We start from the raw sequence: 15,035 nt of genomic DNA, 5'->3' as shown, positions 1-15,035 counted from the left end.
TTATACAAGAAGGCTACGTTTTTCGTGAGTTTACGTATTTATTCACAGTAAAAACCAATTTATTATTGACCTAAACTTTGGTTTTTTTCTACTATTTTTCTTCTTGATTCTGAATAATAATAAATCGCTTCAATTAATAAGGCAGCTAAAATCCCCATTAATAAACCGTTTGAAACGAGTGGTTGAATGAGTACAGGTATTTGCGTAAAAGCTTCATTTGGCAAGTTCATTATTGACATTCCTAATAAGGCAGGTAAAGCAATGCGGTAAATCGTTTTTGAAGTAAATTGCAAGCCTTCAATATTTCTTAATGCAGACCGAAATAACTGCAAATAGGCTACAAACAAAATAGTATTACCTACACTATGAGGTATAGTAGAAAAGAACGCACTTAATGCTGGGATTGCACCTATGATAATAAAAAGTACTGAACCAATGAAAAACGGTAAGCGACCTTTAATCCCTGTCGATTGTAAAAAGCCGAGTGAAGAAGCATAAGGTGCATATGGAACAAGTCCTAAAATCCCTGATAATGAAGAATATCCACCAGATAGCATTAAGGACGCACGATATTGCTTCGGTTCAGTTTCCCTTTCATATAAATCCTCGGCCCCTTTTAAAGTAGCGATCGTATTTGTTGTATTTAATAATCCCGTAATAACAACTGTCAGCACAATCCCCCATTCGAGACTTGGCTCCCCCCATGGAAACCAAGTAAGCAAAGGTGTTGTTTTTACTATACTGACTGTTTCATACGGGAACATGAGAACTGCTCCTATCCAGCCGACTACCATTCCGATAAGTAAAGAGAGGTTACTTATTACACCCTTTCCTTTTACATTAAGGAAAATCGTAATAGCAGCGAGAACTAGCGAAAAACAAGCAACACGAACATCAATGTACTCACTATGATTTAAACCTAGCATTCCTTTTAAAAATATATAAATTAATTGATTGGCCAGCAGTAATAAAAAAACGAACATAACAACCGGTGTGAACCATTTCTTTAATAGATTACCAAGGCCAAACATTCCTAAAATAGATATGATCAGGCCCGAAATAATAGCTCCAACAGCTATACTGCCACCTATTGTTGTCAACTCCATATTTAAAGTACTAGCCGTTGCTGCAAGACTTAAAATAACTCCCCACCATACCCCAGATTGTCCCTCCATTAAAGCATAACGATGCCCGATTAGTCCTTGTAATACACAAGCAATACCTGTAAAAATAAAAGAACGCTGGATAGCAGAAACAATTTCGGCTTGCTCTAAGCCAAAAGCCCCACCAATGGATATGGGTATGACTACGGTATTAGCAAACATGAAAAATAACCATTGAAACCCACCTAATAAAGCAATACTAAACGGTAACTTCCCCACTGCCTTACATCCTTTCACCTTGAAGTTAATCCTAGCATAATACCAAATATTCGTAATCTAGTCTACACTTACTTGTAATATTTATAGCTTAATAGGGCCATTCATTAATATAAGGTTAAGTTGTGGTATGATAAAATACATACTAAATCTATTTTAAATAGGAGTTTGTTAAAGCATGAAGCTGAAATTTTAGTATAAGTAAGGGGGAAGACAATTGAAAGTTCTTGTGTTAGGTGCGGGTGCAGTAGGTGGTTATTTTGGTGGACGTCTTATAGAAAGTGGAGTAGATGTTACTTTTTTAGTTAGAAAAAAACGCCAACAGCAAATTAATGGAAAAGGACTATTTATTAATAGTATTCATGGAGACATTCAACTTGAACCTAAAACATTAGTGTCTGGGGAAGAAGTTAGGACGTTCGATGTAATCATTTTTGCTACGAAGGCACAACATTTAGAAGGGGCTATTCAAGCAGTAGAGCCTTATGTTGGCCCTTCGACTACGATTATTCCATTGTTAAACGGAATTAGCCATATCTATCGGTTGCAAGAAGTATTTGGGAAGGACAAGATAATAGGTGGTTTTTGCTTTATTGAAACTACTTTAAATGACATAGGACATGTTGTTCAGACGAGTAAAAGTCATCAAATATCATTTGGAGAACTTGATGGAGAAAGAAGTTCACGTATCGAAAGTATACAAACACTTTTTAGTGAAACAAGTGCATCATTTAAACTGAGTGACAATATTCTTCAAGACATGTGGCACAAATATTTATTTATCACTACTTTATCGGGTATTACGACGCTAATGCGTTCATCCGTTGGTCCTATACTCGAAGTAAAGGATGGAGAAAAACTAACCCTTCAATTATTCGAGGAAGTGGCTTCTATTATGGAAGCGGCTGACGCACCAATAGCTGATGATATTGTTGACAAACAAATGGCTACAATGAAAATGCAACATTATAATATGAAAGCATCTATGCTTCGAGATATTGAAAAAGGGATCTCAATAGAAGTTGATCATCTACAAGGTTATTTACTTACTTTAGCTGATCGATTTAACTTAGAAGTGCCATTACTTCGAGTGATCTATCAACATTTAAAGGTATACGAAATTAACCTTAATAAAAAGTAGATCTTTTGTTCTGAGCCAATATTTAACTTACAATTAAAATATGAACTTTCCCCCTCGCTATACAAGGGGGAAAGTTCATATTTATGATGATCCTAGGAAGAAGTTCTAATCAGTAGGATCCAGACTCTTTGTTAACCATTAATGTATAAGGTTAATAGAAACGTTTCGCTTACCCACTCATCTTTCCATCTTGATTTTCCCTCATCCAATGCCGATGCTGCGCGATCGCATGGGTGAATTCTTGGTGAAAAGAACTCAAGTCTGCTGCGTTACGGATCGTAACAATCCCCATGTCTGTAAAAACTTGAGCTTGAGACTCTGGTGTTGCCAACGTAATTCTTTGAACGTCAGATGATTCTAATAAATCCACTCCTTCGTTCGCAGCTCCAATTGGTTTTGCATGAACAAAAGCATCGCCCACAAAATCTTTCGCCTCTTTATGAGTCATTAATAGATCAACAGCCCCCTTACCTCCTGGGATATAAAGTGCATCATACATAATTGCTCCGCTTGTAGCATAGCTCTTATTTGCTTCCAACTGTTGACTGTCGGCACTAGTAATCATCCCTAAATTTTTGCTAATTAGGTCCGCATGAACCCCTTCACCAGACAGTGCCGTCATAACCTGCGTTACATCATTAAAGTTAAATCCGTTTTGACCTTACCCACCTCAAAATGAAATGCTTTGATAATATGCTTCTTTTCAGCAGGTGACATACTCTTCCAGAAAAGCGTTGCTTGACGATAATGGTCATTAAAGCTTTCACTGCGCTTTTTGATTTTTTGCCCCTCTACTTCTTCAGCATAATGAGTATATCCATTCTCTTTGTCCGTGGCTGGTTGTGGAGAGTTACTCCGAAGCGAATTCGGTGAATAACTGACTGACCCTTTATCAATGGTCATACAATGAAACCCATCTCGCTGATTATTATTTACGGGTGCAATTGGGCGATTAATCGGGATTTCATGGAAATTAGGCCCGCCCAGGCGTAGAAGTTGCGTATCCGTATAGGAAAACAAACGTCCTTGTAACAACGGATCATTACTAAAGTCAATTCCAGGCACAACATGTCCAGGATGAAAAAAAGAAGTAGTATGAAGCCAAAAATTCAATACTACTTCTTTTCTATAATTACAAATTATTATGTTACTGATTTTGTTGTTGCGCTTGTTGTAGCTGTTGTGTTGCTTGTTGTAGCTGTTGTTGAACTTGTTGGAATTGTTGCTGTTGTGCTGGCTGAGCACTGTTTTGCGCTTGTTGCACTTGTTGTGTTGCTTGTTGTAATTGTTGCTGTGCTTGCTGAATCGCTTGAGGATTTGCTTGTTGAGTAGCTTGCTGAATCGCTTGTTCTGCTTGTTGAATGGCTTGTTGTGCTTGTTGAGCTGCTTGTTGAGACTGTTGGTTTTGTTGCATAGAAAACTCCCCCTAAAAATGTAATTGATGTTACTTGTATAAGATGCCTTAGATAACTCCCTAACATACACATTTTTAAAAATTATCTTTATGTATTTTTACGATCCATTTGTTGCGTTAAATAACCCTGATTTTATTGCTTGTTCAATTTCTTGATAACCTGTACAGCGACATATATTCGATTCTAAATGATCTTTAATCACAGAAACACCTGCTTTTGGATATTTTTGAATTAAGGAGTTACAGTTCATAATAAATCCAGGTGTGCAATAACCACATTGAAAGGCAAATTTTTCGATAAACTCTGTTTGAATGGGTGCATTTTTCAGCCCTTCAACTGTAATTACTTTTTTTCCGACTGCCTCTACTGCAAGCATCAAGCATGATTTCATCGCATCCCCATCTACATCTATGGTACACGCACCACAATCTCCATTTAAACAACCAGGCTTTGCCCCAGTTAAGCCTAAGTTTTCACGCAAAACATACAATAGTGTATCAGCATTCCGAACATATACAAAACGATCCTCACCATTGATCTGTAAAGTAATTTCTGTCTTATACATTCTCTCCTCCTTCCAACGCATCCAGTACATCAAGCAACGTATTTTTCAATACGAACAATCGATAGTCTGCTGAACCATTGACATCATCTAAAATGGAGACGGAAATTTGTTGAAGAGCCTGGTCGACTCTTTCTTCTATTGCTAATTGCTTAATATTTAAACTTTCTTCGATGTTTTTATCACGAAATGGAAACGTACCTAAACCGCTGAATGCTACTTTAATGTAGCCATCCTTCTTTAATGCCGCGGTTGTTATTAAAGGATAGCCGACATCCCACTGCCTTCGCTTTTTTACACAAAGAAATGGACAATCGATTTCACTTTGTTCGGTAATTACTTGAACTAAAAATTCGCCTTTTTCTAAATTTAATTTTTGATCAAAAACGTCCTGAAGCGGAACTTGCTTTAAGCCACCAGTGCCGGCTATAACAACTTCGCTATTGGTTAGCAATAGTGGTAAAACCGTTTCTCGATAAATAATATTGGCACAAAGGTTTCCACCCAATGTAATTTTATTACGGGCGGTATGATCGGCGATTTCAACAATCGCCTTGTTTAAAAAAGGGAAGATTTGCATTTCGTGAATTTTCGTTAATGATTGTGCCGATCCGAACGTTACTTTATGTTCAGCTTTTTTTAAAACAAGACATTCTGGGATACCTTTGATATCAATTACTGCATCCGTTTGTATCTGATTCATTCTTCCTAAAGTAATGACTTCTGTTCCTCCCGAAAAATAGATAGGATCCTTTCCTTGCTTAGTTAACGATTGAAACAGATTAGTTGCTTCTGTCACAGACGTGGGTTTGTAATATTCAAAATCAAAGGAAATCATTCATCCACCGCCTTCTTTTTCTTCCAAATGAACTCGGGAGTAATGGGCAGTTGGTTCAAGTCGACACCTGCAGCAGTCGATAAACTATTTGCCAGAGCCGCAGGCATCCCAATCAAACCATGTTCACCAACTCCGCGTGCTCCATAAGGCCCATCAATATGTGGTGTTTCGATAAAATGAACGATGTACTCAGGATGGTCCCCATAACGAAACGGCACGTATGTACGCAATCTAGGGTTAAGGACCTTTCCATCCTCACTAAAGGCAAATGTCTCGCTACTCCCAAAGTTTAAACCCATGCTCATCGCACCCATTACTTGTCCTTGGGCTCCTTTGTTATTTAGTACCATTCCAACATCTAGGACAGAATAAGCTTTCAAAATTTTATATGTAAAATCTCTCATATCAAATTCTACTTCGACCCCTTGAGCACCCACTGAGTATTCAGGTCCTGGTTTACCGACACCTGTTTCGTGATCTAGATGCGTTAAATGTCGTAACGTATAATTTCCTCTTCCTATAATCTGTCCACCTATTGAATAACCATTTGGATACTTGTAGCCAAGACAAACATCTTTTACATGGGTAAAAGTGTCTGGTTCATCACGTACATAAACCATTTCATTTCCGACCTCTAAGTCATCGGGTGAACACATTAGAACTCGAGAAGCTATATCTTTTATTTGAGAAATTGCATCTTCGGCTGCCTTTAGCAAAGCTCTTCCAGCCATTAATGTTCCTCGACTCGCCACAGTTTTCCAGTGTTCAGGTGTTGTTTGTGTATCGATTTCCATTTTGACGTGAATTTTATTAATATCCATCTTAAGTCTTTCAGCTAGTAATTGAGCGAGAATAGTTTTTGTGCCAGTCCCGATTTCAACAACACCTGAAAGAATATTAACGCTCCCGTCAGCATTAAAAATTAATAGAACTCCAGAGCTTGCTTCCGAATCAATGGTTGATGTCTTCCATATACAGCTGATCCCTTTTGCTCTGACTTTCCGCTCATTTACTCGGATGACTTGTCCTTCTTTCCAATTCATCAATTGTTTTAATTGATTTATGCATTGAGGTAAATTACCAACCGTACTTTCATTAAGACGGATTTGAGTTGGTGTTGTATGTCCTGGTAAAAATACATTTTTGTTTCTTAAATCGAATGGATCCATATTTAGTTTTTTTGCAAGCATGTCCATCGAACGTTCAAAAGCAAATAATAGCTCCGAATGACTAAAACCACGATAAGCTGTTGCATACGGATGATTTGTATAAACACAGATTGAATCACACCATACATTTTCTATATGATACGGTCCTGTACACGTAACTGCAGCGGCTCGACTAATCGTCGCCCCTTTGTCTGAATAGGCCCCACTATCAAACTTGTACAATATTTCTGCTGCAGTTAAACGACCATCTTTTGTCGCTCCTAGCTTTACTGTTGCATCAAGTCCGATATGGACGGGTGAAGTGATCATATCTTCTTCTCTTGAATTTAGCAGTTTCACAGGTCTCCCGCCAACAGCAAGAGTCGCCATATAAGCAATCAATTCTAATTGCACCGCTACTTTACCACCGTAACCTCCTCCGACCAACGGCGTATTGACGATAATCTTTCCTTCTTCCAAATCGAAGTAATCGCTTAATAATTTTTTGATCATATAAGGAGACTGCGTCGCAGAAGAAAATACAACAGAACTATCTGGTCTGATTTCTGCAGTAACACATCGCGTTTCCATCGCAATATGGTCGGATGGACCAAATGAAAAGTTTCCTTCAATTGTAATATCACTCTCGTTCCAACCTTGTTCCATGCTTCCTTTACGAATTTTGGTCCGATCTGCTATGTTTGTATTCGGTTCAGGATATACATGTTCAATTCGTTCATAACTTCCTAAGTTTTCATGTACGAGCGGAGCATTAGGAAGGAGCGCTTCCTTTACAGAATTCACAACGGGAAGAACATCATACGTCACTTCAACCAATTCAGCTGCTTTTTTTGCTTGAACAGGATCATCTGCTATTACTGCTGCAACGGGTTCACCGTGATACCGTACTTTATCATAAGCAATAGGCGGACGATCACTAATTTCTTCTCCTGTGAGTGGAAAAGGTTGTCCAAGTAAAATAGCTCGAACCCCAGCAATCTCCCTTGCTTTTGTTGTATCAATTGCTTTAATTTTCGCATGAGCTTGAGTACTAACGACTAATTTTATATGTAACATTTCTTTCGCTGAATAGTCATCCACATATTTAGCTGCCCCTGTAACCTTTTCAATAGCTTCCTTCCGATAGGTACTTTTCCCGATACTCCAACTCATGAAACCAAGCCACCTCTAACTATATTGATCAGAATACAAATTACTCTTCATGTTGATTGATATTCTAGTATATAAAAAAGCCGTAATTCTTATTAGATTTGCCAAATCACAGTAATATGTAAGGTACTAAATAAAAACGTATATTTTCCTATTATTGGTCTTCATATACTCATTCATTCGTCATATTGAGAAAATCAATTTTTACGTTAAGGTAGAGAGTTTTTGAGCTTTTTCTCTTATAAATACTCGCTATCCATTTTTACACATAACGCAAATGAAAAATCCTGTATATTTACTCTTTGTATAAAATTTCTCATATAACAAAATCTATAAATGGTAAATTTTTTATGAGGAGTCATTAACATGCCCAATAACGACGACATTATTTCACCTGAAATGCTTGTATTAATAATTACCGCAACCCTTATTGGAACATTGGTCCGCTTTCTTTCAATAAAATTGGATTACAGACAATACCCTAATTATCCAAACGGCTACTTAATACACCTTGTAACAGGTGCACTTGCTGCCGCAATAGGTGCCTTTATTATCCCTACATTAATGACAAAGAATTTTACAGCGGTAACATTTCTTGCTTTAGCAGCACAACATTTTCGTGACGTTCGCAAAATCGAAAGGGAAAGTCTTTTAGACCTTGAGGGGGATGAATTTTCACGACGTGGTGATGCTTATATTGATGGAATTGCCAAAATCTTTGAAGCGCGCAACTATATCACATTACTTGTTTCCTTTTCTACTGCATTAACGATACAACTATTCCAAGAGCTTCTGGAAGTAGCTGCTTGGATCGAAGTGGTATGTGGCTCCATCGTCGGACTTATTGTATATTACTTACTAAAGAGATTTACAGAGCGACAAAAAGTAAGAGATATTGCCACTGTTGAAGAGGGGAAAATTGAAATTAAAGGGTCTGATTTATACGTAAATGATATGTTTGTTTATAATTTAGCGGGTAGAGAGGAAGCCAAAGAATGGTTTTTAGATGACGGAATTGCTGCCGTTATTCGACCGAACAAAGACCACTTTCAAATTCCCCTTTTTAACGGCGGACAACGCCAAGCTATTTTATTTGAAGCCACGAGAAGAATAGGTCAGAAAAAATTATACAGCGTAGAAAACCCTGGTGCAGGAGTCATTATCATTGTTTTAGTTCCTATCATAAAAAACTTTGAACTTTTGAAAGAAACGATTTTACTTACTCCTTTATTAGAGACAGTTAAAAAGAACCCTGAACTATTAAATATCCAAAAAGGGGGGCAAAGCTAATGGGCGGAAATAACGGTGGACAGATTAAAGGAATTCTAGCCATGGTCACAACAGACAAAAATCGTTATTTAGGAGGGGCGCCTCTTTCGTTATTAGCGAAGGATCAAGAGGAATTGATTGATATCTCCAACAATCTCGCTGAAGTATTTTTGGCAGATATTCTAGAACTTAAAAGCGGTGATCACTTAATCATTAAAAAATAGTCTCCATATATAAAAATGACCAACCAGGCCACTATGAATGTTGTGGCCTTTTGTTGTATGCTTTGTCTAACTTCAGGACCTCTTCACTTTTTCCCTTTAAAAAGTTCTATTGTTAAAATTCTTTCATACAAATCTTTACATAATTAAAGTTCAATCATAGTACATAGCTTATATTCAATTAATTGTGGGCCCATAAAAAGGAGGTATAAATGAACGATTTATTTGACATTTTGAAGTTGATTCAAACTACTGATCAAAAAAAAGTATTAGCTACCATTATTGATGTTGATGGTTCTTCTTATCGTAAAGAAGGAGCGATGATGCTCCATTTAGAAGACAGTACACAAATTGGCCTACTAAGTGGTGGATGTTTAGAAAATGATGTAGCTTTAAGAGCTGAAGAAATCATTAAAGAACAACAATCTCGTGCAGTTGTTTATGATATGAAGGCAGATGACGATATTACCTGGGGTCTAAATAATGGATGTAATGGAAAGATATCCATTTTATTAGAGTACGTAGATGCAAAACTCCAGAATCACTTAAAACAAGTAGAACAATATTTAAAAAAAGGTATACCCGTATTTCATATTAAAAGATTATCCGATTTAAACTCTGTTTTAGATTATATATTTATTACACCCTCTCAAAACCGCTTTGGTGAATGGCATGATCACAACCTATTAGATATTTATAGAGCAATCGTCAACGTTAAACCAAAACAGGGGTTGTTTGAAAGAAACTTAAACCGTTATTTTGTTCAAGCTTTTTTCCCGAAACCACGCATGATTATTTTTGGTGCTGGTCCTGATGTAAGACCACTTGTTGAACTAGCAGTTAGTACAGGGTTTTATACAATTGTAACAGACTGGCGCTCACATTTTTGTTCTCCTTCTTATTTTCCTAATGCAAATGAGGTCCATGTTGAGTTTCCTAGTACATTTGTAAATAACTTTACGTTTAATCCCGAAGATTCAATTATCATTATGACGCACCATTTTCATAAGGATCAAGAAATTTTACAGGAGCTTATACAAAAGAAATTAAAATATCTTGGAATCTTAGGACCGAGGAAAAGAACGCAACAACTATTAGAAGATCAAATCCCCAAATGGATCCGTTCACCAGTTGGCTTACCAATTGGTGCAGAAGGTCCGAATGAAATAGCAATAAGTATACTTGCTGATGTCATTAAAACTCATCGAAAGAAGGCTCATAAACATGATTTGTGGTATTTATTTGGCGGCTGGTCAAAGCAAACGAATGGGCTGCCCTAAGTTAAATCTACCTATAAATGGAAAACCACTAGGAAGTATTAGTTTGAAAACAGCTCTTAACTCTAAATTAGATAAAGTCATTGTAGTTGTAAATAAAGAAGATCCCCTCTCATGGTTACCTTCACAGTTCTTTAATTCACACTTCAGCAGTACATGTATTCTTAAAAGATCTATGAATTCAACCAACAGTCAAGCCGAATCCATCAAATGTGGTATTAAAACTGCTCAAAAACTTCAAGCCAATGCTGTGATGATCCTACTTGCCGATCAACCCTTTATTTCAGGAAAACTTCTTAACCAATTAATTAGTATTTATATAAAAACAAAGCCTGACTTTGTTGCTTCTTCTTTCAATGGAATACAAAGACCACCAATAATTATTAATTCAAGCTTATTCCCAAATATGTTGAAATTACAAGGAGATATAGGTGCTCGATCTATTATTAGAAATAGTAATCAAGGGATAATAGTTAAGGATAATGAACAAATTCACTTTCTTGATGTTGATACCCCTATTCAATACCAAACTCTGATAAAATTTTTAAGCAAAAAGGTGTAGGTTCTATATCTTATGTAAAGTTAATGTAATTTCCATACAACAGAAAACGAGGTACTCACATTCTGAGTACCTCGGAAACATTCCTATTCTACACACTATGTTATTTCTAATTAGATCCTATACTGCTGTTTTTTGTTCATTTACAACAATGGATGCTAAAGTGTTTACTGCAATAGCTAAAACTTGTTCATCATAATCGAATAGTGGATGATGATGATGCTTTGCTAATTCTCCGCCGAATAATAAATACGTTGCAAGTCCTCCTTGTTCTTGGACACGTGCTTACTCCTATATAAAATCAAACTTGGAGTAAGCACCGCTATTAATTTAACTCATTAAGCAAATACTTGGCTTGCCTTCATTAAGCCGTCTCTTGCTTCTATATATTCCTGATGAAGCTTATCAACATACTCTCCTGCACTTGTAACCTCGTTAATCACACCGATTCCTTGACCGCTTCCCCAAATATCCTTCCAAGCCTTTGCTTCCCCATCCCCAAAATTCATTTTTGACGGGTCACTTTCAGGAAGGTTTTCAGGATCTAAGCCTGCAGCACGAATGGATGGAGCAAGATAGTTTCCGTGAACACCCGTAAATAAATTGCTATTCACAATATCATCGGACGTTGATTCAACGATCGCTTGCTTGTATTCCTCTGCTGCTCGTGCTTCATGTGTAGCGATAAATGGCGATCCGATATAAGCAAAATCAGCACCCATAGCTTGAGCAGCTAAAATTGACTTTCCGTTTGCAATAGAACCTGCTAACGCTAATGGACCATCAAACCATTGACGTATTTCTTGAACTAATGCAAATGGACTTTTATTTCCAGCATGTCCTCCTGCACCTGAAGCAACGGCAATTAAACCATCTGCTCCCTTATCAATTGCCTTATGAGCAAACTTATTATTAATGACGTCGTGTAACACGATTCCTCCATAGCTATGAGCAGCTACATTAACCTCTTCACGAGCTCCTAGAGAAGTGATAATAATAGGTACCTTGTACTTCGCACATAGCTCCATATCATGTTCAAGCCGATCATTTGACTTGTGTACGATTTGGTTAATAGCAAATGGTGCTGCTGGTCGATCAGGATTTTTCGCATTGTAATCTGCTAGCGTTTCCGTAATCTCAGCTAACCATTCATCTAGTTGTGAGGCTGGTCTAGCATTAAGTGCAGGCATAGAGCCGACAATTCCTGCCTTACATTGTTCAATTACAAGCTTTGGATTACCAATGATGAACATAGGCGATCCGATTACAGGTATCCTTAAGGATTTCATGATAGATGGAATGTTTGACATTTTTACTTCCCCCAATTTCAAAACATATTTACTGAAAAATATAAACCATTCCGAATACGATAAGGACCAAGTAGTCTTTATATGAATATCGGAAAACGTTTACAATAATCCTTATTTATTAGTAATACTATATTTATAGCGTTATAGTCAAGCCATAATACCTAGTGTTGGAAATATATAACAACTTCTTTTAAGATAATAGGTTGTTTCAGAAAGATAAACCGTTGAAGAAATAATAACCAAAATATGTGATCTCAAGTGGAGGATTTTGCAGTTCTACCACTTTTAATTAGCCAGTTATGCTGAATTATTTCAGTGAAGGAATGTAGCTATATAAACCATAACTGGATCTATATTCATAGTAGAGAAAGATCCATTATTTAAAGAGGATTTTATCGGTATGGGGATTTAAACTTTGAAATATGAATAAAAGATGAGATTAATAGAATAATTGTTTATTACGTTCAACGATAAATTGGTCAACATCATCTAAGCCAACTTTATATATGACAATTTCCTTTTAAAATTTGGCTCGAGCTTCTTTTTCTGTTAAGTCTTCTTATTAAGTATGTAACTTGATAGTCCTTTTCAAATAAAAAAAGTTGTGCTAATACATAGATACAGCACAACTAGTGACAGAAAGAATTTACTCTTGGTTGTATAAACTTGGACGTAAACCCCCAGAAAAACAAATTATCCTATAAAGTTTGAAAAGTTATTTTCCGAATCAAACTTGGATTCCTTTTTGAGTAATGAAAAGACTAGCACATCGTAGAATTCTCTCCCAAGTAGTTGATGTTCACGGAGTACTCCTTCTTGTTGAAAACCATATTTATTCATTAATGTCAAAACAATACGATTTTTAACATTTGTATAAGCATAGATTTTGTTTAAATACATTTTTGTGAAACCATATTCTATTAAAAACATTAACGTTTCTTTTCCGTATCCTTTCCCCCACTCTTTACTTAAAATATTTCCGCCAATCTCTGCATGGTGTGATAATCTATTCCAATTCTTAAAGCCGCACGTTCCAATGACCTTTTTAGTTTCTTTTAATTCGACTCCCCAGCTTATAGAATTATGACTCTGATTAGATTGCTGAAAGTTTTTGATTAATGTTTTTGCTTCTACTAGGTCTTTAATAGGTTCACTTTGGTCTAACCTCATGACTTCAGGATCAGAATAAAGATAATAAATGTCGCTTTTATCATCGATGGAAAAATCTCTAAAGATTAAGTTTCTTGTCTCAATGGGTTCTAAAACCGACTGTTTCTTTTCCATAACAAGAGCACATCCCTTGTCCTTTAAATAGCTTCATTCTGTAGTCTATTATTAATAGAAAAATGGGCCATGGTGAAATCGTCTGCGACGGAACCTGAAAGCTGCGATAGATGCTATTGCAATTGCAGTTAATGCTGCCGCTGCAAAAAAGTACATTCCATGCCCTGGGCCATGTGAAGGACCTATCGGTCGAAGATAAACACATTCACGATCTACTCGTTCAATTTGTCCAACATACAGTTTACCATGATGATCTCTTATCTCAACATCTGCACCGATGTTTCTACTACATAAATCGTAATAATACTCATATGACATGCTATATTACCTCCCTTACTTTTAATTTAAAGGTATTTCCCCGTTCATTAATTACTGTATGTATTGGAAAAGCTATTGGTATAGTGAAGTTCCTATTTTTATTTAATTTTATAAAAAAGTTTTAGTAGACTTTTATCTAGTCCGTGTAACAAGTGTAGTTGATAATAAATGGGTACCAACCAGAGAAGATGTTTGTTAATCAGCAAATTTTCCCCAAACAGAAAAAGGTAACTCACTAAGCTACCAAAACCTTTTGAGTCACCTAAATAATATCTAGTAGCTTACAACTGAAGCACCTATGATAATTAATAACCTGATTTATTCATAAAAAAATAATATTTGCCTACTAATGTCCATTTAATAAGCTTTTTTGTTACTCGTTAACGCATCAAATAAATGAAAAAAGAACCCATTTCTGATAAGTTAAAAGTGCGAACCAATAACCATCAGAAAGGATTCTTATAATGGCTACTTTACCGCAATTAACACTTGATTTCAATCGTAAAATTAAATTATCTAATGACGGAGGAGAACTCTCGTCTGATACTGGTGAGTTCCTCTTTAGGGAATTTGATGAAAAGATTGGTTTCTCTAAAACATTGGCTGAACATTTAAACCTGAAAGACAATAGACGTTACTATATTCATTCGAATGAAAACTTAATTCGTCAAAAGATTTATCAAATCATTGCTGGTTATACCGACGATGATGCAGCTGATCAATTGACGAAAGACCCTGTATTTACTCAAATTATTGGTACAGATGCGTTAGCTTCTCAGCCGAGCTTATCTCGTTTCTTTAGACGGTTTGATAGCCAATCTATTGAAGAATTGAATCGAGCCAACCAAGAGCTTATTGACAAAGTGCATCAATTTAGAGAGTCAAAGGTACTTATTATTGATTTAGATTCTACGCATTCCGATACCTACGGAGACCAAGAAGCTGCGGCTTTCAATACTCATTATGGTACCGTTGGTTTTCATCCATTAGTTGCCTTTGACGGAGTAACAGGTGATTTCCTTAAAGCAAAGCTACGACCTGGAAACGTGTATACTTCAAATGGTGTCGTCGATTTTATTCAACCACTCATTGATCATTACAACGAAAAGTTCCCAGAGACAACACCTTTTCTTCGTGGTGATAG

At 36.4% G+C, this 15,035-nt stretch carries 14 protein-coding genes and 1 pseudogene; 6 read left to right on the top strand and 9 right to left on the bottom strand.

Annotated elements, in window-relative coordinates; translation table 11 throughout:
• Positions 1 to 62: 62 nt before the first annotated feature.
• Positions 63 to 1,382, bottom strand: coding sequence for a uracil/xanthine transporter (locus tag BK574_RS25045; RefSeq protein ID WP_238458088.1), 1,320 nt, complete (start codon positions 1,380 to 1,382; stop codon positions 63 to 65).
• A 214-nt stretch (positions 1,383 to 1,596) separates the two neighbouring features.
• Between BK574_RS25045 and BK574_RS25040 the strand changes: the two genes are divergently transcribed.
• Entirely contained in the window at positions 1,597 to 2,520 is a 924-nt protein-coding gene (locus BK574_RS25040) for a ketopantoate reductase family protein (protein WP_078430548.1), read from the top strand.
• A gap of 169 nt (positions 2,521 to 2,689) precedes the next feature.
• Here BK574_RS25040 and BK574_RS29340 read toward each other — a convergent pair.
• From BK574_RS29340 to BK574_RS25020, 5 genes and pseudogenes are all read right to left on the bottom strand, one after another.
• Positions 2,690 to 3,603, bottom strand: a pseudogene (locus BK574_RS29340) (catalase); the annotation flags it as partial.
• Between the two features lie 64 nt (positions 3,604 to 3,667).
• Complete coding sequence (locus BK574_RS28635; RefSeq protein ID WP_075388273.1) at positions 3,668 to 3,934, bottom strand: hypothetical protein; 267 nt, start codon at positions 3,932 to 3,934, stop codon at positions 3,668 to 3,670.
• Between the two features lie 98 nt (positions 3,935 to 4,032).
• Complete coding sequence (locus BK574_RS25030) at positions 4,033 to 4,500, bottom strand: (2Fe-2S)-binding protein (protein WP_078430547.1); 468 nt, start codon at positions 4,498 to 4,500, stop codon at positions 4,033 to 4,035.
• A complete protein-coding gene (locus tag BK574_RS25025; RefSeq protein WP_078430546.1) occupies positions 4,493 to 5,335 on the bottom strand; it encodes an FAD binding domain-containing protein in 843 nt (280 codons plus the stop codon). Before BK574_RS25025 ends, BK574_RS25030 begins: the two co-directional genes overlap by 8 nt.
• Positions 5,332 to 7,656, bottom strand: coding sequence for a xanthine dehydrogenase family protein molybdopterin-binding subunit (locus BK574_RS25020; protein WP_078430545.1), 2,325 nt, complete (start codon positions 7,654 to 7,656; stop codon positions 5,332 to 5,334). The genes BK574_RS25025 and BK574_RS25020 overlap by 4 nt, the downstream gene beginning before the upstream one ends.
• Before the next feature lie 363 nt (positions 7,657 to 8,019).
• On the opposite strand from BK574_RS25020, the gene BK574_RS25015 reads away from it, so the two are divergent.
• The 4 genes from BK574_RS25015 to BK574_RS25000 all read left to right on the top strand — a co-directional run bounded on the left by BK574_RS25015 (position 8,020) and on the right by BK574_RS25000 (position 10,982).
• Positions 8,020 to 8,943: a YIEGIA domain-containing protein gene (locus tag BK574_RS25015; protein WP_078430544.1), complete on the top strand. Its 924-nt coding sequence runs from the start codon at positions 8,020 to 8,022 to the stop codon at positions 8,941 to 8,943.
• A complete protein-coding gene (locus tag BK574_RS25010; RefSeq protein WP_078430543.1) occupies positions 8,943 to 9,146 on the top strand; it encodes a capping complex subunit for YIEGIA in 204 nt (67 codons plus the stop codon). The genes BK574_RS25015 and BK574_RS25010 overlap by 1 nt, the downstream gene beginning before the upstream one ends.
• 209 nt (positions 9,147 to 9,355) lie before the next feature.
• Entirely contained in the window at positions 9,356 to 10,423 is a 1,068-nt protein-coding gene (locus BK574_RS25005) for an XdhC family protein (RefSeq protein ID WP_078430542.1), read from the top strand.
• Positions 10,386 to 10,982 (top strand): NTP transferase domain-containing protein, encoded by a 597-nt coding sequence (locus tag BK574_RS25000; RefSeq protein WP_218970626.1) that lies wholly within the window; start codon positions 10,386 to 10,388, stop codon positions 10,980 to 10,982. The genes BK574_RS25005 and BK574_RS25000 overlap by 38 nt, the downstream gene beginning before the upstream one ends.
• 335 nt (positions 10,983 to 11,317) lie before the next feature.
• On the opposite strand, the gene BK574_RS24995 is transcribed toward BK574_RS25000, so the two are convergent.
• The 3 genes from BK574_RS24995 to BK574_RS24985 form a co-directional block, all read right to left on the bottom strand.
• Entirely contained in the window at positions 11,318 to 12,289 is a 972-nt protein-coding gene (locus BK574_RS24995) for an NAD(P)H-dependent flavin oxidoreductase (protein WP_078430540.1), read from the bottom strand.
• 693 nt (positions 12,290 to 12,982) lie between these two features.
• Complete coding sequence (locus tag BK574_RS24990; protein ID WP_078430539.1) at positions 12,983 to 13,573, bottom strand: GNAT family N-acetyltransferase; 591 nt, start codon at positions 13,571 to 13,573, stop codon at positions 12,983 to 12,985.
• 51 nt (positions 13,574 to 13,624) lie between these two features.
• Entirely contained in the window at positions 13,625 to 13,891 is a 267-nt protein-coding gene (locus BK574_RS24985; RefSeq protein WP_078430538.1) for a hypothetical protein, read from the bottom strand.
• A gap of 464 nt (positions 13,892 to 14,355) precedes the next feature.
• On the opposite strand from BK574_RS24985, the gene BK574_RS24980 reads away from it, so the two are divergent.
• A partial coding sequence (locus tag BK574_RS24980; RefSeq protein ID WP_142248106.1) for an IS1380 family transposase occupies positions 14,356 to 15,035 on the top strand: 680 nt, incomplete at its 3' end.

Source organism: Alkalihalobacterium alkalinitrilicum (genome assembly GCF_002019605.1).
Taxonomy (GTDB): domain Bacteria; phylum Bacillota; class Bacilli; order Bacillales; family Bacillaceae_F; genus Alkalihalobacterium; species Alkalihalobacterium alkalinitrilicum.
This window is presented reverse-complemented; position numbering and strand designations above follow the sequence as displayed.

Coding starts and splice junctions, on each gene's coding strand:
- BK574_RS28635 (WP_075388273.1), bottom strand. CDS start 3,934: ATGCAACAAAACCAACAGTCTCAACAAGCAGCTCAACAAGCACAACAA.
- BK574_RS25030 (WP_078430547.1), bottom strand. CDS start 4,500: ATGTATAAGACAGAAATTACTTTACAGATCAATGGTGAGGATCGTTTT.
- BK574_RS25025 (WP_078430546.1), bottom strand. CDS start 5,335: ATGATTTCCTTTGATTTTGAATATTACAAACCCACGTCTGTGACAGAA.
- BK574_RS25020 (WP_078430545.1), bottom strand. CDS start 7,656: ATGAGTTGGAGTATCGGGAAAAGTACCTATCGGAAGGAAGCTATTGAA.
- BK574_RS25015 (WP_078430544.1), top strand. CDS start 8,020: ATGCCCAATAACGACGACATTATTTCACCTGAAATGCTTGTATTAATA.
- BK574_RS25010 (WP_078430543.1), top strand. CDS start 8,943: ATGGGCGGAAATAACGGTGGACAGATTAAAGGAATTCTAGCCATGGTC.
- BK574_RS25005 (WP_078430542.1), top strand. CDS start 9,356: ATGAACGATTTATTTGACATTTTGAAGTTGATTCAAACTACTGATCAA.
- BK574_RS24995 (WP_078430540.1), bottom strand. CDS start 12,289: ATGTCAAACATTCCATCTATCATGAAATCCTTAAGGATACCTGTAATC.
- BK574_RS24990 (WP_078430539.1), bottom strand. CDS start 13,573: ATGGAAAAGAAACAGTCGGTTTTAGAACCCATTGAGACAAGAAACTTA.
- BK574_RS24985 (WP_078430538.1), bottom strand. CDS start 13,891: ATGTCATATGAGTATTATTACGATTTATGTAGTAGAAACATCGGTGCA.